A 24,443-nucleotide genomic window follows, 5' to 3' on the forward strand; every position below is an offset into this window, starting at 1 on the left:
TCACGACGACGACAGGCCACCCGTCAGGGTCGGCAGGTCGAGCGGGCGGAAGCCATAATGCGAGAGCCAGCGCACATCCGCCTCGAAGAAGGGGCGCAGGTCCGGCATGCCGTATTTCAGCATGGCGATGCGGTCGATGCCCATGCCCCAGGCGAAACCCTGATAGACTTCCGGATCGACGCCGCAGTTCTTCAGCACGTTCGGGTGAACCATGCCGCAGCCGAGGATCTCGAGCCAGTCGTCGCCCTCGCCGAAGCGGATCTCGCCACCCTTGCGCGAGCACTGGATATCGACCTCCATCGAAGGCTCGGTGAAGGGGAAGAAGGATGGGCGGAAGCGCATCTTGACATTGTCGATCTCGAAGAACGCCTTGCAGAACTCCTCCAGCACCCATTTCAGATGGCCGAGATGGGCTTGTCTGTCGATGACGAGCCCTTCGACCTGATGGAACATCGGCGTGTGGGTCTGGTCGGAATCCATGCGGTAGGTCCGGCCCGGGCAGATCACACGGATCGGCGGCTCCTGGGCCAGCATGGTGCGGACCTGCACCGGCGAGGTGTGGGTGCGCAGCAGCTTGCGCTCTCCGCTCGCGTCCGGCGCGAAGAAGAAGGTGTCGTGCATCTCGCGGGCCGGGTGGCCGACGGGGAAGTTCAGCTTGGTGAAGTTCAGATCGTCGGTCTCGACATCCGGGCCTTCCGCGATCGAGAAGCCCATATCGCCGAAGATCGCGGTGATCTCGTCGATGACCTGGCTGATCGGGTGGATGCGGCCGCGCGCCTCCGGCCCCTCGCGCACCGGCAGCGAGACGTCGAGCGTCTCGGAGGCGAGCTTGGCCTCGAGCGCGGCCTCGGCCAGCGCCTCCCTGCGGGCGGTCAGCGCGGTCTGGACGCGGTCGCGCAGGCCGTTGATCAGCGGGCCCTTTTCCTTGCGCTCGTCCGGCGTCATCGCGCCCAGCGTCTTGAGCAGCGCCGAGATCGAGCCGGCCTTGCCGAGCGCCGCGATCCTGACCTGCTCCAGCGCGGCCTCGTCCTGCGCCCCCGCCACGTCGGCGAGAAGGCTCGTGCCCAGGTGATCGATCTCGTTCATGCCTGCTCTGGTCCGTTTGCGAGGCTCTTCTAGGGTGTCGCCTGCGCCGAAGCTAGAGGCAATCACGCCGGTCGGAGCCCTTGGTTCCTCCTTGGCGGAACCCGCTCTAGGCTGGCGCGACCAAGCCAACCGGATCGATTCCATGCCTGACAGCACAGCCCAGAAGAACTCGCCCTCCTACCGCCTCGCCGCGCTCGACCGCGACTTCCTTCTCGGCGATTCGACGCGCGGTGCCCGCTTCATGCTCGAATACCAGAAGGCCGAGGACCATCTGCGCGCGCGTGGCGTGGTCTCGACCATCGTCGTCTTCGGCTCGGCGCGGGTGCGCGAGGGCGAGCCATGGTACGAGGCGGCGCGCGCCTTCGCGCGGCTCGCCTCCGAGCGCGGCGGAGCGCTGGCCGAGGGCAATAGCGGGCGCGACCACGTCATTGCCACCGGCGGCGGGCCCGGCATCATGGAAGCGGCCAATCGCGGCGCCACCGAAGCCGGCGCGCTTTCGATCGGCTTCAACATCACCCTGCCGCATGAGCAGGAGCCCAACGCCTGGTCGACGCCGGACCTGACCTTCCGCTTCCATTATTTCGCGATGCGCAAGATGCATCTGGCGATGCGGGCGGCGGCGCTTGTCGTCTTCCCCGGCGGCTTCGGCACGCTGGACGAGCTCTTCGAGATCATGACGCTGGTGCAGACCGGCAAGATGGGGCCGGTGCCGATCGTGCTCTACGACAGCGCCTACTGGAAGAGCCTGCTCAACCTCGAGGTGATGGCCGAGGCCGGGATGATCCGCCCCGAGGACCTTGAGCTCTTCTGCCACGCCGACACGCCCGAGGAAGCCTATGCCCGCATCGTCGAGGGCGCAGGCGACAGCTGGCGCCCTGCAGCGGATGACAGCGTGCAGACGTGAGGTCACGCGTCGCGAGTTCCTCAGAGGGGGGGGGCGGGTCACGGCCGCAGTGTCGAATGGACCACCCTTCACCTGCCCTCTCCCTGCGGGAGAGGGTTCCCCGCGCTGTCCGAGCCTGACGGACAAACGAAAAAGGCCGGCGTCACCGCCGGCCTTTTCCAAATTCACCGATACCAGTCCGCTCAGGCGGCCTTGGCTTCCGTGCCGAGCGCAGCCTTGACCGACTCGACCACCGCCGTGAAGGAGGCGGCGTCGTCGATGGCCATGGCCGACAGGGTCTTGCGGTCGAGCTCGATGCCCGCCTTGGCGAGGCCGCCGATGAAGACCGAATAAACCAGGCCGTGCTCGCGAACCGCGGCGTTCAGGCGCTGGATCCAGAGCGCACGGAACGAGCGCTTCTTGTTCTTGCGGTCGCGATAGGCGTACTGCATCGAGCGATCGACGGCCGCCTTGGCGGCGCGGATCGTATTCTTGCGGCGGCCATAGAAGCCCTTGGCGGCCTTGAGTGTCTTCTTGTGCTTGGCGTGGGACGTTACGCCCCGTTTCACGCGAGCCATGTCATGATCTCCGGAAGTTCAGGGGGCGTCAGCCGTTGGGGAGGAAGTACTTCTTCACGTTGGCCGCATCGCCCTCGAAGAGGACGTTGGTGCCGCGGTGATTGCGGAGCTGCTTATTGGTCCGCTTGATCATCCCGTGACGCTTTCCAGCCTGGGCATAGAGCACCTTGCCGGTTCCGGTGATCTTGAACCGCTTCTTAGCGGCCGATTTCGTCTTGATCTTGGGCATTTCAGCTCCTCATTGGTCGCGGTCGCGCGAATTGCGCCGCATCAGTTTTGCTTGCTGGAAGCAAAGACGACCGCCACGGCAGCCCTTATCAGCCGGGCGATCGAAGGCCGCGCGTATGACAGAAAAGGGCGGGGCTGGCAAGCGCGATGCGGAAGCCGGCGCACAGATCGCTCAAGCCGGTTCGCAGGCCACGACCGAACCGCGCTCCCCTTCATGCGCGAAGGCACGCCTTCCCGCGACCACGATCGCCAGCGCGGCGACGCCCGCGCCGATCGAGATCCAGAAGCCGCTCGACGCCCCGTAGAGGTCGATCACCCAACCGGATCCGAGGGAGCCCAGCGCCATCCCGACCCCGATCCCGGTCGTACCCCAGGTGATGCCCTCGGTCAGCTTGGCCGGCGGCACGGCCTGCTCCATCAGCCCCATGGCGACGATAATCGTCGGCGAGACCGAGGCCCCCGCCAGGAACAGCACGAAGGCGAGCGAGACGAGATCGCCGACGATCAGCAGCGGCAGGGTCGTCAGCATCGCGAGCCCGACGGCGAGCTGCAGCTGCGCGACCAGCGAGATCCGCGGCCGCAGCGTGCCGAACAGCAGCCCGACGATCAGCGAGCCGCTGGCATAGCTCGCCAGGACCAGGCTCGCGGCGCCCTTGTGGCCCTGGGCCTCGGCGAAAGCCACGGTCGCGACCTCCGCCGTGCCGAAGATCGCGCCAATCGCGACCATGACGAGGGCGATGACGCGCACCGGCCAGAGCCCGATCGCGGAGGCGCCCTGTTCTCCCTGATCGTGAACCGCCGGCTCAGTGCCGCGCTGGATGATGAAGGCCGCGCCCCCGACCGCAAGCAACACAGCCGCCGCCAGCGGTCCGGCCTCCGGAAACAGCGAGACACTGAGGCCGATGGCGAGGACCGGCCCGACGATATAGACCGCCTCGTCGACGACGGATTCGAAGGCGAATGCCGTGCGCAGATCGGGCTGTCCGCGGTAGATGTCCGTCCAGCGCGCCCTGACCAGCGCCCCGAAGCTGGGCATGAAGCCGACCAGTGCCGCTGACAGGAACAACGTCCAGACCGGCGCTTCGAGGCGCGTCGCGACGATGAGAGCAGCGAAGGCGACCAGCGCCAGCAGCATCGACGGGACGGCGATCCGACGCTGCCCGAAGCGATCGACCAGGCGCGACAGCTGCGGTGCGATCAGGGCATTCGCGAAGGCGAAAGTGGCGGCGACCGAACCGGCCAGGCCGTATTCCCCGCGCGACTGGGATAGCATCGTGACGATCCCCAGCGTCGTCATCGCCCAAGGCAGGCGCGCGACGAAGGCCGCGCCTGAGAAGCCGAGCGCGCCGGGAGCGGCGAAGATCGCGCGGTAGGGGCTGAACATGGAAACCTCGTCCGGTCGCACTTACATACATTGTGTATGTGAACGCGTAATTGCATACGCCCCGTATGTCAATTAACATACAAGACGTATGTGGAAGGATTGTGAATGAGCCGCAGGCTTCGAGCCGACATGATCGCGGAAACCCGCGCCAGCCTGATCGCCGCGGCTCGCGTGGCCTTCGGGACCGTCGGCTATGCGGAAACCGCGATGGACGACCTGACAGCCGCGGCCGGGCTGACGCGCGGCGCACTCTACCACCATTTCGGCGACAAGAAGGGCTTGTTCGCGGCAGTTCTCGGTCAAATCGACGCCGAGATGACGCTTCGGCTGCGCGCCGTTTCCGCCAGGGCGCCGGATCGCTGGAGCGGCTTCCGCGACGAATGCGTCGCCTATCTTGCAATGGCGCGGGAGCCGGAAATCCAGCGCATCGTGCTGCGCGACGGGCCGGCCGTCCTGGGCGACCCCTGGCAATGGCCGATCCAGAACGATTGCATCCGGATGATGACCAAGGGGCTGGGCGAACTTATCGCCGATGGCCGGTTGATGCCGGTCGATCCGGAAGCCGTGGCACGGCTCCTCGTCGGTGCGACCCAGCACGCCGCGCAATGGATTGCGCATGCGCCGGCCCCGGAGACGGCACTGCAAGGCGCGACCGAGGCGCTGGACGCCATGCTCGGCGGGCTGCTGCGCAAACCCGCATGAGACGGCGCGCGGACTGCATTCCGCTGCGTCATCTTCTACTTCGTGCTATCGTGGCGATGCCCGGCGGACATCGCGAAGTCCCGTCCGGAGCCGCGTGGCGACAAGCCCGCCGCCGCCCGGCGCCTCCGGCGGAAATCCCGGGTCGGGAGACGCGCTATGACGACCTACATCATGCTGGCGAACTGGACCGACCAGGGCGCGCGCAACGTCAAGGATTCGCCCACCCGCCTCGACGCCGCCAAGAAGCTGATCGGCAGCATGGGCGGCGACTTCAAGTCCTTCTTCATGACGATGGGCGAGTACGACATGGTCATCATCGGAGAGGCCCCCGACGATGCGGTGATCGCCCGCTTCTGCCTGCAGCTCGCCATGCTCGGCAATGTCCGCACCAAGACGCTCAAGGCCTTCCCTGAAGCCGCCTATCGCGAGATCATCCGCTCGGTCAGTTAGGGGCCTCTTGCGGCTGGATCGGATCACCTCGTCTTTCGGGGGTTCGCGTAGCGAAGAGCCGGGAACCCGGAACCGAGACCGGCAATGGCAAGGCGCCGGGCTCACGGCACCCTGACGAGCTTCGGAACCGGTTCTGGGTTCAGGCCTGCAGCCTGCCGCAGAATGACGCCGTCGTTCCGTCGAGGCCCGGACATGACAAGGCCCGGCACTGGGGCCGGGCCTGATGCAAACCGCCTCATGCGATCGGCGGATCGTTACTTCGAAGCCAAGATTTATTTCGGCGCCAGCACCATGACCATCTGGCGGCCCTCGAGCTGCCAGTCGCTCTCGACCTTGGCGGTCTCGACCAGATCGGCCTTGACGCGCTCGAGCACCTTCACGCCGAGATCCTGGTGGGCCATTTCGCGGCCGCGGAAGCGCAGCGTCACCTTGACCTTGTCGCCTTCCTCGAAGAAGCCGAGCATGGCCTTCATCTTGACGTCGTAGTCATGCTTGTCGATGCCCGGACGGAGCTTGATCTCCTTGATCTCGATGGTGCGCTGCTTCTTGCGCGCCTCGGACGCCTTCTTCTGCTCCAGGAAGCGAAAGCGGCCGTAATCGAGAATCTTGCAGACCGGAGGCACGGAGTTGGGGGCGATCTCGACGAGGTCGAGACCGGCATCCTCGGCAATCTTCAGGGCCTCGAAGAACGACACCACGCCACGGTTGGCGCCGGTATCGTCGATGAGCTGGACCTCGCGGACGCCGCGAATGTCGCGGTTGGAGCGCGGACCTTCCTTGGTCGGGGTCGGGGCAGCACGGAAAGGACGACGAATGGCAGTATTCTCCTGTGAATGGCGCTTCGCGCGCCCGTGAGCAGACACATTGCACAAAGACGCGCATTGTCAATGGAAGAGGCTGAATAGCCTAGATGGTCAGCGTCCGAGCAACGCGCAATAGACGTCGAGGGTTTCGCGCACCATCGTCTCCAGCGAGAAATGGCGTTCGACATGCTGGCGGGCGCGCAGGGCGAGGTTGTCGCGTGCCGACGGGCGCAAGCTCAGCGCGCCTTCGAGCGCGGCGGCGAGCGCCGGTGCGTCGCCCGGCGGAACGCGCCAGCCGGTGCGCTCGCCCGGGCTGACCTGCGGCGGGGCCAGCACGGTCTCGGGCACCGCGCCGAGATCCGAGACGACCACCGGAATGCCCATCGCCTGCGCCTCGACCGCGACTCGGCCGAACGCCTCCGGCTCCGTCGAGGGCACGGCAACGATCGCCGCCGCCAGCAGCGCAGCGGGCATGTCGGCGCAGTGGCCGACGCGTTTCACCCGGCCTTCGAGACCCGCCTTGGCGATCTGCTGGTCGAGCTCCTTGACGTAACCGTCCCTGCCCTGCGGATCGCCGGCGAGGATGAAGGCGGTGTCGGTGTCGCCGCCGTCGCGCATGATGCGGGCGGCCTCGATCAGGACGCGCTGGCCCTTCCAGCCGGTCAGCCGGCCGGGCAGCAGCACGATGCGCTGATGCGGCTCGACGCCCCAGGCCCGGCGCAGCGACTGGATGCGCTCCGGCGCCACCGCCTGAGGCGCGAAGGACGAGAAATCGGTGCCCCGGTTGACGACGCGGATGCGATCGCGCGCGAAGCCGTGCTTCGCCAGGATCAGCCCGGCGGTGTAGGCCGAGTTGGCGATGACAACGTCGCCGCGCGCCATCACCGAATTATACAGCGTCTTCACGGCCGAGCGGCTGTTGTAGGAGCCGTGATAGGTGGTCACGAAGGGCAGCTTGAGAACGCGCGCCGCCGCGAGCGCGACCCAGGCCGGCGCGCGCGAGCGGGCATGGATCAACTCGACGCCCTCATGCCGGCAGAGCAACACCAGCTTGCGGACGTTCAGCGCCATCGCCAGCGGGTTCTTCGAGGCCGCCGGGAACGGCAGCCAGACGCCGCCCACGGCCTGTAGCTCGGCCACCAGCCTGCCGCCCTCGGTCGCGACCAGGGCGCGGGAACCGACATCGGTGAGGCCCTTGGCGACATCGACCGCCGTGCGTTCGGCGCCGCCGGCCTCGAGATCGGGAATGATCTGCAGGATCGTCCGCCCGACGAGCGGGTGGGCCTCGGTCGAAGGCAGCGAGAGATGCGCGCCTGGCTGAAAGGACATGCTCACCGTTTCGGAACAACTCTTTTCGTCTGCGCGGAAATGACCGCGGCGATTTGCGCGACTATGCCTGCTCGCGACCGGAATTCGCAGCCTATATTCGCCCCGCCACGCCGATTCGTCACAGGAGATTTGGGTTGGAGCGAGATGCGCCGCAATGGCTGGAGGTCGGCGACGGCGCGGAGCGCCGCCGCATCGCCTATCTGTCGCAGGAGGGCGCCGGTGCGCCGGTGGTCTGGCTCGGCGGCTTCTGCTCCGACATGCGCGCGACAAAGGCGAATGCGCTGGCGCAATGGGCCACCGAGACGGGCCGCGCCTTCCTGCGCTTCGACTATGCCGGCCATGGCGAGAGTGGCAGCGACTTCGGACGCTGGACCCTGTCGCACTGGCTCGAGGACGCGCTCGCCGTCGTCACCGCCCGCTGCGGGCAGCGGCCGATCCTGGTCGGCTCCTCGATGGGCGGCTGGATCGCGCTCCTGGCGGCGCGGCGCCTGCTCGGCACCCCGCTCGCTCCCGCTGGAATGGTGCTGATCGCACCCGCCGTCGATTTCACCGAAGAATTGATGTGGGCGCAGATGCCCGAGGCGATTCGCCAGACGATCCTAACCGAGGGCGCCTGGCTCAGGCCGTCGGAATATTCGCCGGAGCCGACGCCGATCACGCGGGCACTGATCGAGGACGGCCGCAAGCTGCTCATGTTCGGCGGGGAGATCAGGACGGGGTGCCCCGTCCATATCCTGCAGGGAATGCGCGATCCGGATGTGCCCTGGCGCCATGCGCTCAGGCTGGTCGAGCACCTGAGCGGCGATCCGGTGGTGCTGACGCTGGTCAAGGACGGCGATCACCGCCTTTCCGGCGCAGACGACATCCGCCGCCTGCAGGCAGCGGTCGCGGGGCTCGCGACCGCGCCCTGAGGCTACCTCAGTGGACGCTGACCATCTGGAGATCATGCTCCCAGGCGTTGGCAGTGGCCGCTTCGCGCGAATCGGTCACCAGGATGGGCGCGCCATCGGCCGAAAGCAGCGCGAAGAGCTGCAGCCCGGACTGGATCTCTGGCGCTTGCGGGAAGATCCGCTGCAATTCGTCCGAGGTCATCGGCTTGAGATAGGCGACCTCGCCGGTGCCCAGCGCCGCGAATTCGGCGGGGGTCAGCGGGCTGGTCTGGATCATCGTCCTGTCGGTCATCGCGCCCTCCTTCAGAGCAGTGCGAGTGCGGTTTCCATGATACGTCGGAGAATATGAACGGATGCAAAAACCGCTATTGCATCCTTCGTCTTTCAGTCGCGGCTCACGATATCGATACGCCGGATGAGCCTTTCCGGTTCCGGCCGGACCAAATCTATCGCCAGCAGGCCGTTGGACAGATCGGCTCCCAGGACCTGCATGCCCTCTGCGAGCAGGAAGCTGCGCTGGAACTGGCGGGCGGCGATGCCGCGATGCAGGAACTGGCGATTCTTGTCGTCGCTTTGCCGGCCACGGATGGTCAGCTGGTTCTCCTCGAGCGTGATCTCGAGCTGTTCGCGCGAGAAGCCTGCTACCGCGAGGGTGATTCGGAGCCTGTCCGGCTCCTCTTCCGAACGCTGCAGGCGCTCGATGTTGTAAGGGGGATATCCCTCGCTGGCGCCCTTGGCGACCCGGTCCAGAGCTCGTTCGATGTCATCGAATCCGAGCAGGAACGGATGCGACAGACTAGGGGTACGCGTCATTCCAAGACCTTGCCCTGCCAGGGCTGCCCCTGACCTGCCGGAGCCCCCGGAGGGCGCTCCCATCGACCGGGGCCCGCATCGCAGCGCCCCGCAGGCGAGAGGCGAAGCCCTCCCGCTTGATCAAGATATGGCGAATGGAATGAACGGCTTCAAGAGCGCCAAAGGGGCCTTCCGGGCGAAGGCCTGATCGCTGCATGGGCGGAGTGGGGTCGGGTGGTACAGCCACCCCGGCTTGAACGGGGGACCTCTAGATCCACAATCTAGCGCTCTAACCAACTGAGCTATGGCTGCCCGCACCCCGGCGCTTGGCGATCGGTCGCATTCGCGTGATCGGCGGCGGCGCGGAACCTAGAACCGACGCCGCACGATTGCAACCGGTGAATCGCAGGTTTCGGCGGATGTTTTCGACGCACCCTGCGAAGGGTCGCTTCGGAGCTCGTTTCGACACTCCAGCCCTCATCCCGAGAGCCTGGCCTGACAAGAAACCAGTGAGTTTCGGGGGCTCTGACCACAAACGCCCCTCGCCGTCATCTCGGACGCAGCGAAGCGGAGATCCGGGATCCACCGTAAAGCACAGTTGTCTACGACGAATTCCGGATCGGCGCCGCTGGCTCAGCCCTCGTCCCCGCTCTAGTCCCGGCCCTTGCCGGCAGCCTTGCCGGCGATCCGCGCCAGCTGCTTCAGGTGCTCGGCATAGGCATCATAGGAACGGCGCACCGCCCTCGCCTGCAGCACGACCGCATCGGCTGCGCTGTCGGTACGCGCCAGCGTCTCCGCCTCGCCGAGCCTCGCCTTCAGCTCGGCGCAGGCATGGTCGAGCATCCTGGCCTGGAGCTCCCCGAAGGCCTTCGCCATCGCCAGCGCCTGCGTCATCACCGCGGCGGAGGTGATCGCGGCGAATTCCGGCGGGCGCGGCAGCGCGGTTGCGCCCAGCGACGGCGCTGCCTTGGCCTTCTCAATCCCGGCCGGCGCCGCGGCGGCCGTTCTGGCGGTGGATGATACCGATTCGGATGCAGGTTTGCGCACGGGCTTCGAGACAGGCACGGGCTTGGAGGCTGGAGACGGCTTGGAGACGGGAGAAGGCTTGGTGACAGGCGGAACCGGCGCTGCCTGCTTGGCAGCGGGCTTCTCGGTGCGAAGCCTTGCCGGAGCCAGGCGCGCCTTCCGCCCCGGCCTGACGGCGCGGGCGGCCTTGGAAACCGGCGGCTTAGGAGCAGGCGTCTTGGGAGCAGCGATCTCCGGAGCAGGGATCTCGGGAACAGGCGCCTTGAAAGCCGCCTTCGTAACGGCGGTCTTCGCCTCGGCAGGAGCCGTGGCAGCAGGTTTTGCGACCGGCTCGACCACGGCCGCCGGAGCGGTTTCGGCCGCCTTCGGCAGGGCCGGAGCCGGGTCGCGCGCCGGCGGAGCAGCGGGCGCCTTCGGTGGCGACGCCTCCGCTGCGGCTGGCGTCCCGGCCGGCGCGCCGCCGGTGGCGGCCTCGGGCGGCGGGGCGGCCGGAAGCCGGGATTCGGGGGAGATCGGAGCAGGCTTGACCATCGCGGCTCTCCTTCGGCGCTGCAGCAGTTCGGCACGGCGGGCTGCCGGCCTTCCGCTCGTCATTCAGGCTCCGCGGCGGCGCCCACGGCGATCGCCGCGACGTCATCGCGGACGTGCCTATTTCGGCCTCGCAGCCTTCGTCACCGTTTCGGCCGCCTTGGCCGCGGCATCCTGTGCGGCCTCGCCGAGGTCCCTGAGCTGGGACTGGAGCGCGGCGATCTGCGCCTTCACGAATTCGGACTGATGCTCCAGGACCTCGGTCAAGTCCTTCGACTGGACCAGCTTCCGGGCGAGATCGAAAGCGGCGCCGACATTGTTCTCGGCATAGGAGATCGCCTTGCGGGCGGCGTCCTGCGTATTGGCGCGGGCGGATTCGGCCGAGCCGTGAGCGCTGTCCACAGCCTTGTGAGCAGCGCCGATGAAGCCATCGAAGGCCTTTCGGGCCTGATCGACGCTGCGCTCGGCAAATTCACGCATTTCAGTGGGGACTTCGTAAGGGTTCCTATCCGCCATGGCTGGTCCTCCTGTCCGGGTGCCGTCTATGCTGGGGTATCCGCCTGGGCCGCTCTTCTGGCCATGCTCCGCTCGATTGTTTTGCATTGCAACAAAATTGTTGCGCTGCGATGACGATCATAGCCCGAACCGGACGCGCCGTTAACGCTGTTTCCAAGCGGGCGGGGACAGCCTGGGGCGCCGCATGGATTTGCACCGATTTCACAGCTATTAAGGCTTTGTTAGCCATATTGGCGTGGACCATATGGCACGTACTCAAGAGCGGGCAAGCATGAGCGGGGCCGGACAGGACTGGGCGCGGCAAGGCGCGGCGGCGGCGAAGGACGAGAGCCTCGCTTCGTTCGCGGCTGGCGGCGTGCTGCTGCTCTGGGATCGGCAGGCAGGCCGTGTCGGCTTCGCCAATGCCGCCGGACACGCCCTGCTGGGCGGCGATGCCGCCAGCTTTTCCCTGCCCGCGGCGACACGCCAGCGCTTGACCCTGTTGGCCGGCGGCCTCGCTTCCCGCTCCGGCGTACGGCTGGAGCGCCTGCGGCTGACCCCGGGCTTTGCCGCGACGCTCGTCACCTGCGGCTGCAAGCTCATCGAATTGGGAGAGGGCGAATCGGCCTCGGGCGAATCGGTCCTTGCCATCGCGGTACAGTCGGCCGAGCTGCGGCGCCTGGGAATCGTCATCCCCCCTGCCGAGACCTTGGCGGCGACGGCCGAGCCGGAGCCCGCGGCGCCGGCGCCGAAGGCAGCGCCGACCACGATCCGCTTTCTCTGGCAGAGCGACGCCACCAGCCGCCTCACCAGCCTTTCGCCGAACATCGCCGAACTGGTCGGACCGGAAGCTGCAGCCGCGCTGCCCGGCCGCAACTGGGCCGACCTGATCGGCAGTGATGTGATCGATCGCAGCGGCGACCTGCCGGCCCGCCTCGCCGGCTCCGCGACCTGGAGCGGCCACGAGGTGCTTTGGCGCACCGCGACGCCGGGCGAAGGCGCGCGCGTCGAATTGTCGGGCGTGCCGGTGCTGGACGCCGCGCGCCAGCCTTCCGGATTCCGTGGCTTCGGTCTCGTGCGCCCCACTGCGCGCGAGCCCTTCCCGCTCGCCCTCGCGCCGCAGGACGAGGCCGTCGAGGCCGAAATCACGGTGGAAGCGCCTGCCCCGTCGCCGGCCGCTGAGCACCCACATGCGCCCGAAGCAACGGGCGAATTCGTGCCCGAGACAACGGTCGTCGCAGCGCTCGACGCGGCCGTCGTCGCCTCGGCGGAGGATACAGCCGAGATCGAGCCGGCCACGGAAGCCGTTTCAACGCCGATCGAGACCGCGCTCGACCGCGAGGAGGCAGACGAACCAGCAGCGGATACAGCTCAGGCGGCGACCGAGACGCAGAGCGACCAAGAATTTCTGACCGGATCCGATAGCGACGATGCCGTCCCGGCGGAGCCCGCCAGCGCGGCCGGCAACATCGTGCCGCTGCGCAACGGGCATCTGGCGTCCGTGCGCCCCGTGCTCGAACCGTCGAAGGCCAATCTGAGCAAGGCCGAGCGGAACGCCTTTCGCGAAATCGCCAAGGCTCTCGGTGCCCGAATCGCCGGAGAGGACGAGCCCGTCGCGCAGCGGTTGCCGCAGGCGATGCCGCTTCGCCTGAAGGAGGAGGATGCCGCCCTTGCGGCCGAGGCGAGCATGGCCCCCGTGACCGGCTTGCCCACCGAAGCGACAGAAGCCTCCGAGGCTAGCGGCGCTCCGACCGTGCCGACGGACATCGATGCCGAGGCCGGCGCGACACGCCCGCGCCTGCCCAATTCCCATGCCGACGTGCTCGACAAGCTGCCGATCGCGGTGCTCGTCAACCGCGGCGAGGAGGCGCTCTACGTCAACCGCACGCTGCTCGACCTGCTCGACTACGCCGATCTCGCCGATCTGACGGCGGGCGGCGGCGTCGGCCGGCTGATCCGCGAGGCCACCCGCAGCGATGGCGGCCGCACCCTGCTGGTCGACCGGCTCGGCCAACTCGTCAGCGTCGATGCCGTGCTCTCCAGCGTGTCCTGGCAGGGAGAAGCGGCGACGCTGATCGCCTTCCGCCATCCGAATGGCGGCGGCGACGTCAAGGTGCTGACGCCCGAGGAGGCAGAGGAGGCGGAACTCGCGGCCGAGTTCGAGGCGGAGGAGCGCGAGAGCGCCGCCCGGGTCGAGGCGCTCAGGCTCGACGCCGACGTCCGCGACGCGCGGATGAGCGAGCTCGTCGCCATGCTCGACACCGCGACCGACGGCGTCGTCACCGTCGACGATCGCGGCCGCATCCTCTCGCTCAACAAGACCGCCGAGGCGCTATTCGGCTATGATCAGCGCGAGGTCACGGGCGAGCTGTTCACCCTGCTCTTCTCGGCCGAGAGCCATGCGCCCGCGCTCGACTATCTCGAGGGGCTGCAGGGCGGCGGCGTCGCCTCCGTGATGAATGACGGCCGCGAGGTCGTCGGGCGGGTCAGGCAGGGCGGCAAGATCCCGCTGTTCATGACGATGGGCCAGATCGCCGAGGGCACGGAGCGCCGCTACTGCGCCGTGCTGCGCGACATCACCGCCTGGAAGAAGACGGAAGGAGAGCTCGTCGAGGCGCGCAAGGCGGCCGAGAAGGCCAGCGCGCAGAAATCCGACGTGCTCGCCAAGATCAGCCACGAGATCCGCACGCCGCTCAACGCCATCATCGGCTTCGCCGAGGTGATGGCGGAGGAGCGCTTCGGGCCGATCGAGAACGAGCGCTACAAGGAGTACCTGCGCGACATCCACCAGTCGGGTGGCTACGTCATCAGCCTCGTCAACGACCTGCTCGACCTCGCCAAGATCGAGGCCGGCAAACTCGATCTCGACTTCGTCAGCGTCAACCTGAACGAGATCGCGCTCTCGGCCGTCAGCCTGCTGCAGCCGGAGGCCCAGCGCGGCCGCGTCGTGCTGCGCTCGGGGCTGTCGCCCAAGCTGCCGCCGGTGGTGGCAGACCAGCGCTCGATCCGGCAGATCGTGATCAACCTGCTCTCGAACGCGGTGAAGTTCACCGATGCGGGCGGGCAAGTCATCATCTCGACGGCGCTGGGCGACCAGGGCGAGGCGATCCTGCGGGTGCGCGACACCGGCATCGGCATGGACGACAAGGAAATCGAGCTCGCGCTCGAGCCCTTCCGCCAGGTGCCGACGACCCGCCGCGCCGGCGGCACCGGCCTGGGCCTGCCGCTGACCAAGGCATTGGTCGAGGCGAATCGTGCCGCGATGTCGATCACCAGCGTCAAGAAGGAAGGCACGCTGGTGGAGATCACCTTCCCGCCGCAGCGGGTCCTGGCAGGATAAAAATTTCCTGCCGGACGGGATGCGGGGCGACGGCTTCTCCTGCTACGACAGCAGCCGCTACGTCTCTCCTGCAAAGGCCCACCCGCCATGTCCCTGACGATCTACGGCTGCTATCGCTCGCGCGCGACGCGCAATGTCTGGCTCGCCAACGAGCTCGGCCTCGCCTTCAAGCATGTGCCGGTAATCCAGGCCTATCGCGTGGCCGATCCGTCGGCGCCGGATGCGCCGCTCCACACGCGCAGCCCCGAATTCCTCAAGGTCAATCCGAACGGCCATATCCCGAGCATCGACGATGACGGGTTCAAGCTGCACGAGTCGCTGGCGATCAACCTTTACCTCGCCCGCAAGCATGGCGGGCCGCTGGCGCCCAAGGATGCGAAGGAGGAAGGGCTCGCCGTGATGTGGTCGCTCTGGGCCGCCACCGAATGCGAGACCCATGCGCTCAACCTGCTGTACCATCTGGCGGGCTATCCGTCGGAGAAGCGCGATCCGAAGCTCGTCGAGGCAGCGCTCACCGCCCTGCCCGCCCCCTTCGCCGTGCTCGACCGGGCGCTGGCGGAAGGCGGCGGCTTCGTCATGGGCGGGCGCTTCACCGTCGCCGACATCAACGTCGCCGAGGTCATCCGCTACGCGAAGCCCGCGACGTCGCTTTTCGAGGCGGCTCCCCATGTCAAAGCCTGGCTCGACGCCTGCCAGGCCCGCCCCGCCTTCAAGGCAATGTGGCAGGCGCGGGAGGCCGAGGCGGCCTGAGGCGAGATTTGCGCGAATCGGGTGGCCGGGCCATGCCCGGCCGCCTACTGACGCAGGATGTCCCGCTTCGCGAGCATCGATCCTGCCATGACGCCGCCACCTCCCGCCCCTTCGCTGCGCATGGGCCCGATCGAGTGGCTCCTCCTCGTCTTCCTGTCGATCCTGTGGGGCGGGTCGTTCTTCTTCAACAAGCTCACCGTCGCGGAATGGCCGCCCTTCGCCGTGGTCCAGGTCCGCGTCGGGCTGGCGGCACTGGCCCTGCTTCTCGCGGTGCGGATCAGCGGGCTATCCATGGCGGTGGGGCGCAGCATCTGGCTCGCCTTCTTCGGCATGGGCATCCTCAACAACCTCGTTCCGTTCAGCCTGTTTCTCTGGGGTCAGCAGCAGATCGCCAGCGGCCTCGCCTCGATCCTGAACGCGACCACGCCGATCTTCGCCGTGCTCGTGATGCATTGCTTCGGCAATGAAAGAGTTACCGGGCTGAAGCTCGGCGGCGTGCTGGCCGGGCTGATCGGCGTCGGCATCCTGATAGGCCCGGACGCTCTCGGCGGCCTCGGCTCCAATCTGGCGGCGCAGCTCGCCTGCGTGCTTGCGGCGATCTCCTATGCCTTCTCCGGCCTGTTCGGGAAGCGCTTCCGCAACCTGCCGCCGCTCGTCGCCGCCACCGGCCAGCTTTCGGCCTCGACGCTGATGATGCTTCCGATCGTCTTCGTCCTGCATCCGCCGTGGACGCTGCCCGTGCCCTCGCAGCAGGCCATCCTTGCGGCGGTCGGCCTTGCGCTGATCTCGACGGCGCTCGCCTACATCATCTTCTTCCGGATCATGCGCGCCGCCGGGGCAACCAATGTCATGCTCGTCACCTTCCTGATCCCCGTCAGCGCGATCCTGCTCGGCGTCGGGTTCCTCGGAGAAAGCCTGCTGCCGCGGCATTTCGCCGGCATGGCGGCGATCTTCGCCGGGCTCGCCCTGATCGACGGCAGGCTGCTGCGGCGCCTGCGGCGTGCTGCCGCAGCCTGAAGGCCGCAGCTCCCCCGGGATTGCGAAGAGCTTTGTTTCACAAAGATTATGAATTGTTCTAGGGTCGCTTTCGCGGCTCAAGCCGCTAATCGGCTTTGCGGCATCGGCTGGAAGATATCGGTCAAAACGATACGCCAGAGGGGACGAAGGAACGCCTATGGATGTTCGGCAACTGCGATGCTTCATCGCGGTGGCGGAGGAGCTTCATTTCGGCCGCGCGGCAGAGCGGCTCGGCCTGGCGCCCCCAGCCCTTTCCCGGCAGATCAGCACCCTCGAGGAGGAGCTCGGCGCCGCCCTGCTGACGCGGACCACGCGTCAGGTGGCGCTGACGCGTGCCGGCCTCGTCCTGCTCGAGGAGGGCCGGGCGATCCTGGCCCGGATGGATTATGCCGCGCGCGCCGTCCGCGACGCGTCGCTGGCCTCCGGCAAGCTGCTCCGGATCGGCGCGATCGACGCGGCATCGTCGAGCTTCGTTCCCGAGGCGCTGGTCGCCTTCCGCGAGCGCTATCCCGGCGTCGAGATCAAATTCGTCGAGGCGATGACGGCGCCACTGATCCAGATGCTGGAGGCGGGCAAGCTCGACCTCGCCCTGACCCGTCCGCCGCGCAAGCCGACGGATTGCGCCTATGAGGTGCTGCGGGTCGAACGGCCGATCGTCGTGCTGAACGAGGAACACCCGCTCGCCGCGCGCGACGACCTGACGATGCAGGACCTGGTCGGCGAGCCCTTCGTGGTGCCGTCCAAGCGAATCCGCCCCTTCGCCTACGACCTCGTCATGGCCTATTTCGAAAGCGTCGGAACCGTGCCCAACGTGGTGATCGAGGCGACCGAGAAGCCCGCCATGATGTCGGCGGTAGCGGCTGGGCTCGGCATGGCGCTGGCGCCAGACTGGGTCTCGCGGCTGAGCTTCCCCGGCGTGACGCTCCGGCGCCTCCGCGGCGCCATGCTCGATCCTCCGCCCCCCGGCGCCCTCGTCGGCGTCGCCTGGCGGCCGCACCAGAAGCTCTCCGCTCGCGACGACTTCCTTGCCATCCTGCGCGAGAGCGTCACCCTGATCGACGAGTACAGCCCGCTGCCCTTTACCATACCGGCCCAGACCCGAAAGCCCGCGACGCGCGCCGCGGCTCCCCAAACCGGAGGACATTGATGAGTCTCAACAAAATCGAGGCCGCGCGGAGCCTGCGCATCCGTTCGACACAGGATTTCGCCGCGGGCCTGTTCATGCTGGCCCTGGCCCTGCTTGCCCTGTTCCTGTCGCGCGACCTGCCGACCGGGACGTTGCGCCAGCTCGGCCCGGGCATGCTGCCCAAGTCCTTCGCCGTGATCTGCGCCGGGCTCGGGCTGCTGCTGTCGGCCAACTCGCTGCGCTACAACGGCGAGAAGCTCACCGGCTTCTCCTGGCGCGGGGTCTTCTTCGTGCTCGGTGCCGCCTGCCTGTTCGGCCTGACCATCCGCGGCTTCGAGATCGGCCCGCTCAAGGTACCCGCGCTCGGCATGCTCGTCTCGGGGCCGATCGTCGTGCTGGTCTCGGGCTTCGCCGCCACCGATGTGCGCCCGAAGGAGCTCATCATCTTCGCCGCCGCGATGACGGCCGGCTGCGCCCTGATGTTCAAATACGCACTCAGCCTGCCTATCCCGCTCGCGCCCTGGCTTCTGGGAATCTGATCCATGACGGAAATGTTCGCCAATCTCGGGCTTGGATTCGGCATCGCGCTGACGCTCAAGAACATCGCCCTGTGCTTCGTCGGCTGCCTTGTCGGCACGCTTGTTGGCGTGTTGCCCGGCGTCGGCCCGGTCGCCACCATCGCGATGCTGCTGCCGATCACCTTCGGGCTCGACCCCGTCGGTGCGCTGATCATGCTCGCGGGCATCTATTACGGCGCGCAGTATGGCGGCTCGACCACGGCCATCCTGGTCAACATCCCCGGCGAGGCGACCGCGGTCGTCACCACGCTCGACGGCCACCAGATGGCCAAGCAGGGCCGCGCCGGCGTCGCTCTCGGCACCGCCGCGATCGGCTCCTTCGTCGCCGGCTGCTTCGCCACCCTGATCATCGCGGCGCTCGGCGCGCCGCTGACGCGGCTGGCGCTGCTGTTCGGGCCGGCCGAATACTTCTCGCTGATGGTGATGGGCTTGTGCTTCGCGGTCGTGCTGGCGCGCGGCTCGATCCTCAAGGCGTTCTGCATGATCATGCTGGGGCTGCTGCTCTCGACCGTCGGCACCGACCTCGAAACCGGCCAGGAACGCATGACCTTCGGCTTCCCGCCGCTGGCGGACGGCGTCGACTTCGCCGTGCTCGCGATGGGCGTGTTCGGCTTCGCCGAAGTCCTGCGCAACCTGGAAAATCCGGAAGCGCGTGACGTCGTCAGGTCGAAGATCGGCCGCCTCCTGCCCGACTGGAACGACATCAAGCAGTCGACGGCGCCGGTGCTGCGCGGCACCTTCATCGGCGGCATCCTCGGCATCCTGCCCGGCAACGGCGCCGTGCTCGGCCCCTTCGCCAGCTACACGCTGGAAAAGAAGATCGCCAAGGATCCGTCCCGCTTCGGCAAGGGCGCGATCGAGGGCGTGGCGGGGCCGGAATCGGCCAACAATGCCGGCGCACAGACGGCCTTCATCCCGCTGCTGACGCTCGGCATCCCGCCGAACGCGGTGATGGCGCTGATGGTCGGCGCGATGACGATCCACGGCATCATCCCCGGTCCGCAAGTCATGACCAAGAACCCGGACCTGTTCTGGGGCATGATCGCCTCGATGTGGATCGGCAACCTGATGCTGCTGGTCATCAACCTGCCGCTGGTCGGGCTGTGGGTGAAACTGCTGCAGGTGCCGTATCGCCTGATGTTCCCGGCGATCCTGATCTTCTGCTCGATCGGCATCTACTCGGTGAACAACCAGCCCGTCGACGTCATCTTCACCGCGCTGTTCGGCCTGTTCGGCTACCTGCTGATCAAGCTCGGCTTCGAGCCGGCGCCGATGCTGCTGGGCTTCGTGCTCGGCAAGCTGATGGAAGAGAAGCTGCGGCAGGCCCTGATCATCTCGCGCGGGTCGTTCATGACCTTCATCGAGCGGCCGATCTCGGCCGGCCTGCTGGTGGTCGCCGTCGCGATCCTGGTCATCGCGCTCCTGCCCTCGATGTCGAAGAAACGCGACGAGGTCTTCACCGAATGACGGGGTTGCCCCGCCCGCGGGGCAGCCCCACTTTCCCTTCAAAGAAACCTTGGCCTTCAAAAGAACCGACGAGGAAGACGCCCATGAAGAAAGCAGCACTCGGCCTCGCGGCCGCCCTGACCCTGGCCCTCGCCGGCGGCGCCGGCGCCCAGGGCTATCCGACGAAGCCCATCACGATGATCGTGCCCTTCGCCGCCGGCGGGCCGACCGACATCATCGCCCGCATGGTCTCCGAGAACATGTCGAAGACGCTCGGCCAGCAGATCGTCATCGAGAACGTCGCCGGCGCGGGCGGCACCACCGGCATCACGCGGGCGCTCACCGCCGCCCCGGACGGCTACACCATCGCGATGGGCCATCTCGGCACCTTCTCGGCCGCGCCTGCCACCTATCCGAACCTGAAATACGATCCCATCGACGGCCTTCAGGCGATCGGCCTCGCCGGCGGCACGCCGATCCTGATCGTCGCCCGCAAGAACCTCGACGCGACCGACCTCAAGGGCTTCGTCGCCGCTGTGAAGGCGAGCCCCGACAAGTTCAACGAGGCCCATGCCGGCGTCGGCTCGGTGTCCTGGACGACCTGCACCCTGCTGAAGGGGCAGCTCGGCGTGCCGAAGCTCAACTCGGTCGCCTATCGCGGCACCGGCCCGGCCCTGAACGATCTCGTCTCCGGGCAGATCGACTTCATGTGCGACCAGATCGTCAGCGTCGCGGAGCAGGTCAAGGCCGGCACGATCAAGGCCTATGCCATCGCCTCGGCCGAGCGCTCGCCCGCCCTGCCCGACGTGCCGACCACCAAGGAAGCCGGCCTGCCGGAGTACCAGATCGAGGCCTGGAACGGCATCGTCGCACCCAAGGGCACGCCGAAGGAGGCCGTGGACAAGCTGGTCGCCGCGCTCGACAAGGCGCTCAACGACGAGAACACCAAGAAGCGCCTGATGGATCTCGGCACCGTCATCCCCACGGCCGCCGAGCGGACGCCGGAAGGCTTCGCCGCGCTCATCAAACGCGATGCCGAGAAGCTGAGCCCGGCCCTCAAGGCTGCGCCGAAGTAGTCTTTTCGCCTGGGAATGCAATGACGGCGGGCTCCCAGGGCCCGCCGTTTTTTTTTGCGCGTGTTCCTGAACCGTACTCCTTTGAACCCGAGCGTGATCCCGGGTTTGAAACGCCACTTCGTCGCAATGACGGCAACGGCAGCCGTCGCGCCTCTGCAGAGTTGACTTCGCAAGCCTTTGAGAAGGTGCGCTTTCCCGGTGCAGTGGCACAGAGCGTAACATCTCGTTACCGACATTCTTCGGAACACACGCACCCCACCGCCGTTGTCCCCCCGAACTTTCGCTCGGAAGGAGAACGACATGATCAAGAAGCTTGCTTTCGTTGCGGCCCTCGCCATCGTCCCGGCCGCCGCCATTGCCCAGACCCAGGTTCAGACCCAGACGCAGCCCTCCGGCGGCGCGGCGGGCGGCGCGGTCAGCGGCGCCACGTCGGGTGCCATTGGCGGTGCCGTCGTAGGCGGGCCGATCGGCGCTGCAGTCGGCGGCGTCGGCGGCGCGGTGGTCGGCGCGATCATCGGCGATGCGGCGACGCCGAAGTTCCGCACCTATGTCGTGGAGCAGTCGGTGCCGTCCTACACCTATGCCGAGCCGGTCGCGGTCGGCACGGTCCTGCCGCAGCAGGGCGTGGTGTATCGCGACGTCCCGGCCGAGTACGGCGCGCCGTCGGGCTACAGCTATACGGTGGTGAACGACCGCACGGTCTTGGTGGAGCCGCGCACCCGCCGCGTCGTCCAGATCATCAACTGATCGCGACCAGCCGGCGCCTTATGGCGCAAGAACAGGCAGCCCGCCCCGGCAACGGGGCGGGTTTCCGCGTTTTCGGCCCGAATCCGGCCGGAACCTCGTTCCCGCTGCCGCGTTGTTCCTGCATCCCCGAAACGGCAGGAGATGAGACATGATGAAGAGCATGGCCTTTGCAGCCGCGCTGACGATCATTCCCGTCAGCGCTTTCGCCCAATCGACTGGTCCGATCATCCGAGACCCCGCGGGCAGCGGCTTCACACGCGATCCGGCACTCGCCGCCCCCGGCATGGTGCCCGGCGTGATGATCGAAAACCCCAATCCGTCCCTGGCGCGAGACCCCGCGGGCGGCACCATGATCGACGATTCGACGCGCTTCCGCACCTATGTGATGGAGCAGGACGTGCCGTCCTACCGCTATAGCCAGGAGGTCGCGGTGGGTAGCGTGCTGCCGAACCGCGGCGTTGTCTATCGTCAGGTTCCGGACGAGTTCGGCGCGCATGGCTATCGTTACACGGTCGTCAACGACCGCGCTGTGGTGGTCGAGCCGCGGACGCGCCGCGTGATCCAGATCATCGACTGATCACATCACAACTGTTTTCGCGCCTTAGCGCACGACGGTGGCCTGCCCCTGAACGGGGCGGGCCTTTTGCGTCCGCATCCGAGCAAGCGCAGCCCAAGCATTCGCCCTGCCGCCTCCGGAACCATGACCCTGCGACAACGTTGATTCGGCACCCTGAAACCGGCAGGAGATCGGCTATGATGAAGAGCTTGGCTTTTGTTGCCGCGCTGGCGCTCTTTCCGGCCGGCGCCTTCGCACAGGACACCGGCCTCGTGATCCGTGATCCGGCCGGCGGCTGGACCCGCGACCCGGCGCTCGGCGGCGCCGCGAGCGTGCGCGGCACGATCTACTACGCCCCGCCGCTGACGCGCGACCCGGCCGGCGGAACGATGATCGACGATTCGCCGCGCTACCGGAGCTATGTGGTCGAGCGGCCGATGCCGGCCTATGGCTATGGAAGGCCGGTCATGATGCGGCCGGTCATGCCGGATTACGACGCCTATTATGACTATGACGACATCCCCGATGGCTATGGCAGGGCGGACTACCCCTATCGCTGGTAACCCGGCGCGGGATCATCCTGCTCAGCGCGTGCCGAACATCCGGTCTCCGGCATCGCCGAGGCCCGGCACGATGTAGCCGTGCTCGTCGAGGCGCTCGTCGATCGCCGCCGTCCAGATGCGCACATCCGGATGGGCGCCGCGCAGGCGCTCGATCCCTTCCGGCGCCGCCAGCAGGCAGACGAAGCGCAGATCCCTGGCGCCGCGCTCCTTCAGCCGGTCGATCGCGGCGACGGCGGAATTGGCCGTCGCCAGCATCGGGTCCATCACCACGATCATGCGGTCCGCGACGTCGGAGGGCGCCTTGAAGTAATACTCCACCGCCTGCAGCGTGTCGGGGTCGCGATAGAGGCCGATATGGGCGACGCGGGCCGCCGGAACGAGCTCCAGCATGCCGTCCAGGAAGCCGACGCCGGCGCGCAGGATCGGCGCGAACACCAGTTTCTTGCCGGCGATCACAGGCTGCATCGAGGCCGTGAGGGGCGTCTCGATCTCGACCAGTTCGATCGGCAGGTCGCGCGTGACCTCGTAGCAGAGCAGCATGCCGATCTCGTTGAGGAGCTGGCGGAAGCTCTTGGTCGAGCGGTCCTTCTGGCGCATCAGCGTGAGCTTGTGCTGGACCAGCGGGTGATCGACGACGGTGACCCCGTCCTGTTGTGTGGTCATGCTCTCAGCCCTGTTCTTTGTCATGTCGCGCAGGCTCCCACCTCAGCAGGCGAGCCGTCATTCCGGACGTAGCGAAGCGGCGCTCCGGGATCCATCGTAGAGTTCCGGAGCCCTTCCGATGGATCCCGGAGCCGCGCGGTTTCGCCGCTTGTCCGGGTTGACGGCGCGGTTACGTGCGAGCCTGTCAAAATACCGTGCCGTCGCTGATGATCGTCAAGGGCGGGCCGCCGCCTGCGCGCTTCCCGGCCGCGATGCGCCGCCCCGCCGCCCAGGTGCCGCCTTCGAGCACCTTGGCGAGCGGCAGGTCCTCGCGCGTGCGCCCCAGCCGCCGGCGGACCAGGCTGCCGATCTCGTCGAGCAGCGCGACCGTCAGCGCGCGCCATTCCACGACGAGCGTCGAGCCGACCTCGTGCCGGCGCCCGGCATCGGCCTCGTCCTTCAGCGCGATGACGCCGAGATCCAGCAGCAGCCCGCCATTGCGGTATTCCGGCAGGCCCGTGAGCTCGTCGACGTCGATGACCGATACGCCCGCCCATTCCAGCGGCTCGATCAGCGAATAGGTCAGCCATTGCGAAAGCTTATGGAAGGGAACCAGGCCTTCGGTGGAGGTTCCGGGCGCGATCAAAGGGTGGCGCCAGGTGTCGCCGAGCGCGACGCCGCCCAGCGTCAGCCGCGACGGCCAGATGCCGCCAAATCGCGCCAGGACCTCGCCGAGCATATGGGCCGCGCGCAATGTCCCGGTCTCGGCCGCGGCGTGGAAGGCGTCGAACAGGTCGCCGGGGCGGGTCATGCCCTGGCGCTCAAGCTCCTCGCCCAGCCGGTTCAACAGGGCGGAGCGCCCCTCGACCGCCAGCAGCGGGTTGGCCGGGCCGACCAGGAAGCCCGCGGCAAGCGCGGCGGCGTCGAGCCGCTTCAACGCCGCCGCATCGGCCCGCAGCGGCTGCGCCGGATCGGACGAGAACAGGCCGGCGGCGAACATGTCGAGCGAGGCCAGCGCCAGCCCCTCGGAGCGGCCGACCTGGCTGCCGCTCACGCTGTCGCGATAGGACCAGGCGGGCCCGGCGCCGGCATCGAGCAGGACGCTGACGACGGCGAGATCATAGGCGGCGCGGCCACGCTCGGCCGCGTCGCGGAAATCCGCCCCGCGGTTCAGGACCTCCCAGCGATCGATGCCGGCGATGGTGAAATGGCGCCAGCGCGCATGGAAGGGGATGTCGAGCGAGGGGTAATTGGCCGTGATCGTCTCGAGCACATAGTCGACGCAGGCGGAAAGCTGCTCCGGCCGCACCGTGAAATGCAGCAGCTTTCCGGCCAGGCCGAGCTCAAGCATCTCCTGCGCCCGGGCGCGGACCGCGGCCGGCTTCAGGAGAAGACGCAGGGCGTCCGGATCACGGTCAGGCATGGCTT

The 24,443-nt window shown here is 67.6% G+C and carries 26 protein-coding genes and 1 tRNA gene; 14 read left to right on the forward strand and 13 right to left on the reverse strand.

The features are described from left to right. The gene (gene pheS / locus ASE63_RS01805; protein WP_056795551.1) at positions 1-1,086 is read right to left on the reverse strand and encodes a phenylalanine--tRNA ligase subunit alpha; all 1,086 of its coding nucleotides are present in this window, start codon (positions 1,084-1,086) and stop codon (positions 1-3) included. A gap of 142 nt (positions 1,087-1,228) precedes the next feature. On the opposite strand from pheS, the gene ASE63_RS01810 reads away from it, so the two are divergent. Further along, positions 1,229-1,990: a TIGR00730 family Rossman fold protein gene (locus tag ASE63_RS01810; RefSeq protein ID WP_056796561.1), complete on the forward strand. Its 762-nt coding sequence runs from the start codon at positions 1,229-1,231 to the stop codon at positions 1,988-1,990. A 182-nt stretch (positions 1,991-2,172) separates the two neighbouring features. Here ASE63_RS01810 and rplT read toward each other — a convergent pair whose 3' ends face one another. From rplT to ASE63_RS01825, 3 genes are all read right to left on the reverse strand, one after another. After that, positions 2,173-2,547, reverse strand: a complete 375-nt coding sequence (rplT, locus tag ASE63_RS01815) for a 50S ribosomal protein L20 (protein WP_056795555.1) — start codon at positions 2,545-2,547, stop codon at positions 2,173-2,175. 28 nt (positions 2,548-2,575) lie between these two features. After that, positions 2,576-2,776: a 50S ribosomal protein L35 gene (gene rpmI / locus ASE63_RS01820; protein ID WP_056795558.1), complete on the reverse strand. Its 201-nt coding sequence runs from the start codon at positions 2,774-2,776 to the stop codon at positions 2,576-2,578. 171 nt (positions 2,777-2,947) lie between these two features. Then, entirely contained in the window at positions 2,948-4,159 is a 1,212-nt protein-coding gene (locus ASE63_RS01825; protein WP_056795561.1) for an MFS transporter, read from the reverse strand. A gap of 105 nt (positions 4,160-4,264) precedes the next feature. On the opposite strand from ASE63_RS01825, the gene ASE63_RS01830 reads away from it, so the two are divergent. Together ASE63_RS01830 and ASE63_RS01835 are read left to right on the forward strand one after the other, a co-directional pair. Continuing rightward, positions 4,265-4,861, forward strand: coding sequence for a TetR/AcrR family transcriptional regulator (locus tag ASE63_RS01830; protein WP_056795564.1), 597 nt, complete (start codon positions 4,265-4,267; stop codon positions 4,859-4,861). 156 nt (positions 4,862-5,017) lie between these two features. Then, complete coding sequence (locus tag ASE63_RS01835) at positions 5,018-5,311, forward strand: GYD domain-containing protein (RefSeq protein ID WP_056795567.1); 294 nt, start codon at positions 5,018-5,020, stop codon at positions 5,309-5,311. Positions 5,312-5,583: 272 nt separating this feature from the next. Here the strand turns inward: ASE63_RS01835 and infC are convergent, their stop codons facing one another. Both infC and ASE63_RS01845 read right to left on the reverse strand, forming a co-directional pair. Further along, positions 5,584-6,126: a translation initiation factor IF-3 gene (gene infC / locus ASE63_RS01840; protein WP_056796564.1), complete on the reverse strand. Its 543-nt coding sequence runs from the start codon at positions 6,124-6,126 to the stop codon at positions 5,584-5,586. A gap of 99 nt (positions 6,127-6,225) precedes the next feature. Continuing rightward, positions 6,226-7,443, reverse strand: a complete 1,218-nt coding sequence (locus ASE63_RS01845) for a glycosyltransferase family 4 protein (protein WP_056795570.1) — start codon at positions 7,441-7,443, stop codon at positions 6,226-6,228. Positions 7,444-7,577: 134 nt separating this feature from the next. Between ASE63_RS01845 and ASE63_RS01850 the strand changes: the two genes are divergently transcribed. Continuing rightward, entirely contained in the window at positions 7,578-8,354 is a 777-nt protein-coding gene (locus ASE63_RS01850; protein ID WP_056795573.1) for an alpha/beta hydrolase, read from the forward strand. A gap of 7 nt (positions 8,355-8,361) precedes the next feature. Here ASE63_RS01850 and ASE63_RS01855 read toward each other — a convergent pair whose 3' ends face one another. The 5 genes from ASE63_RS01855 to ASE63_RS01875 all read right to left on the reverse strand — a co-directional run bounded on the left by ASE63_RS01855 (position 8,362) and on the right by ASE63_RS01875 (position 11,195). Continuing rightward, positions 8,362-8,625, reverse strand: a complete 264-nt coding sequence (locus ASE63_RS01855; RefSeq protein WP_056795576.1) for a DUF1150 domain-containing protein — start codon at positions 8,623-8,625, stop codon at positions 8,362-8,364. A gap of 92 nt (positions 8,626-8,717) precedes the next feature. Next, positions 8,718-9,146: an Hsp20 family protein gene (locus ASE63_RS01860; protein WP_056795579.1), complete on the reverse strand. Its 429-nt coding sequence runs from the start codon at positions 9,144-9,146 to the stop codon at positions 8,718-8,720. Between the two features lie 214 nt (positions 9,147-9,360). After that, positions 9,361-9,437 (reverse strand) — tRNA-His (locus ASE63_RS01865). A gap of 339 nt (positions 9,438-9,776) precedes the next feature. Next, entirely contained in the window at positions 9,777-10,682 is a 906-nt protein-coding gene (locus ASE63_RS01870) for a hypothetical protein (protein ID WP_156410140.1), read from the reverse strand. Between the two features lie 117 nt (positions 10,683-10,799). Further along, on the reverse strand, positions 10,800-11,195 hold the full coding sequence (locus ASE63_RS01875) for a phasin (RefSeq protein ID WP_082609564.1): 396 nt from the start codon (positions 11,193-11,195) through the stop codon (positions 10,800-10,802). A 271-nt stretch (positions 11,196-11,466) separates the two neighbouring features. Here ASE63_RS01875 and ASE63_RS01880 point away from each other — a divergent pair, with 271 nt between their 5' ends. The 10 genes from ASE63_RS01880 (at position 11,467) to ASE63_RS01925 (ending at position 22,373) form a co-directional block, all read left to right on the forward strand. Continuing rightward, positions 11,467-14,514: an ATP-binding protein gene (locus ASE63_RS01880; RefSeq protein ID WP_056795590.1), complete on the forward strand. Its 3,048-nt coding sequence runs from the start codon at positions 11,467-11,469 to the stop codon at positions 14,512-14,514. Between the two features lie 87 nt (positions 14,515-14,601). Continuing rightward, positions 14,602-15,264: a glutathione S-transferase family protein gene (locus ASE63_RS01885; RefSeq protein ID WP_056795594.1), complete on the forward strand. Its 663-nt coding sequence runs from the start codon at positions 14,602-14,604 to the stop codon at positions 15,262-15,264. 87 nt (positions 15,265-15,351) lie between these two features. Further along, complete coding sequence (locus ASE63_RS01890; protein WP_056796566.1) at positions 15,352-16,281, forward strand: DMT family transporter; 930 nt, start codon at positions 15,352-15,354, stop codon at positions 16,279-16,281. Positions 16,282-16,438: 157 nt separating this feature from the next. Beyond that, positions 16,439-17,428: a LysR family transcriptional regulator gene (locus ASE63_RS01895; protein WP_082609566.1), complete on the forward strand. Its 990-nt coding sequence runs from the start codon at positions 16,439-16,441 to the stop codon at positions 17,426-17,428. Next, on the forward strand, positions 17,428-17,946 hold the full coding sequence (locus ASE63_RS01900) for a tripartite tricarboxylate transporter TctB family protein (protein WP_056795599.1): 519 nt from the start codon (positions 17,428-17,430) through the stop codon (positions 17,944-17,946). The genes ASE63_RS01895 and ASE63_RS01900 overlap by 1 nt, the downstream gene beginning before the upstream one ends. A gap of 3 nt (positions 17,947-17,949) precedes the next feature. Next, on the forward strand, positions 17,950-19,452 hold the full coding sequence (locus ASE63_RS01905) for a tripartite tricarboxylate transporter permease (RefSeq protein ID WP_056795602.1): 1,503 nt from the start codon (positions 17,950-17,952) through the stop codon (positions 19,450-19,452). An 83-nt stretch (positions 19,453-19,535) separates the two neighbouring features. After that, positions 19,536-20,507 (forward strand): tripartite tricarboxylate transporter substrate-binding protein, encoded by a 972-nt coding sequence (locus ASE63_RS01910; RefSeq protein WP_056795605.1) that lies wholly within the window; start codon positions 19,536-19,538, stop codon positions 20,505-20,507. 300 nt (positions 20,508-20,807) lie between these two features. Further along, complete coding sequence (locus ASE63_RS01915; protein WP_056795608.1) at positions 20,808-21,254, forward strand: DUF1236 domain-containing protein; 447 nt, start codon at positions 20,808-20,810, stop codon at positions 21,252-21,254. 148 nt (positions 21,255-21,402) lie between these two features. After that, on the forward strand, positions 21,403-21,831 hold the full coding sequence (locus ASE63_RS01920) for a DUF1236 domain-containing protein (protein ID WP_056795611.1): 429 nt from the start codon (positions 21,403-21,405) through the stop codon (positions 21,829-21,831). A 176-nt stretch (positions 21,832-22,007) separates the two neighbouring features. Beyond that, the gene (locus ASE63_RS01925) at positions 22,008-22,373 is read left to right on the forward strand and encodes a hypothetical protein (protein WP_056795614.1); all 366 of its coding nucleotides are present in this window, start codon (positions 22,008-22,010) and stop codon (positions 22,371-22,373) included. Between the two features lie 21 nt (positions 22,374-22,394). Here the strand turns inward: ASE63_RS01925 and upp are convergent, their stop codons facing one another. After that, positions 22,395-23,036 (reverse strand): uracil phosphoribosyltransferase, encoded by a 642-nt coding sequence (gene upp / locus ASE63_RS01930; protein WP_056795617.1) that lies wholly within the window; start codon positions 23,034-23,036, stop codon positions 22,395-22,397. Between the two features lie 184 nt (positions 23,037-23,220). Then, positions 23,221-24,438 carry a URC4/urg3 family protein gene (locus tag ASE63_RS01935; protein ID WP_056795619.1) on the reverse strand — a complete coding sequence of 406 codons (1,218 nt, stop codon included), beginning with the start codon at positions 24,436-24,438 and terminating at the stop codon, positions 23,221-23,223. Positions 24,439-24,443 lie beyond the last annotated feature (5 nt).

It is taken from the genome of Allobosea sp. Root381 (genome assembly GCF_001429395.1).
In the GTDB taxonomy this organism is placed as follows: domain Bacteria; phylum Pseudomonadota; class Alphaproteobacteria; order Rhizobiales; family Beijerinckiaceae; genus Allobosea.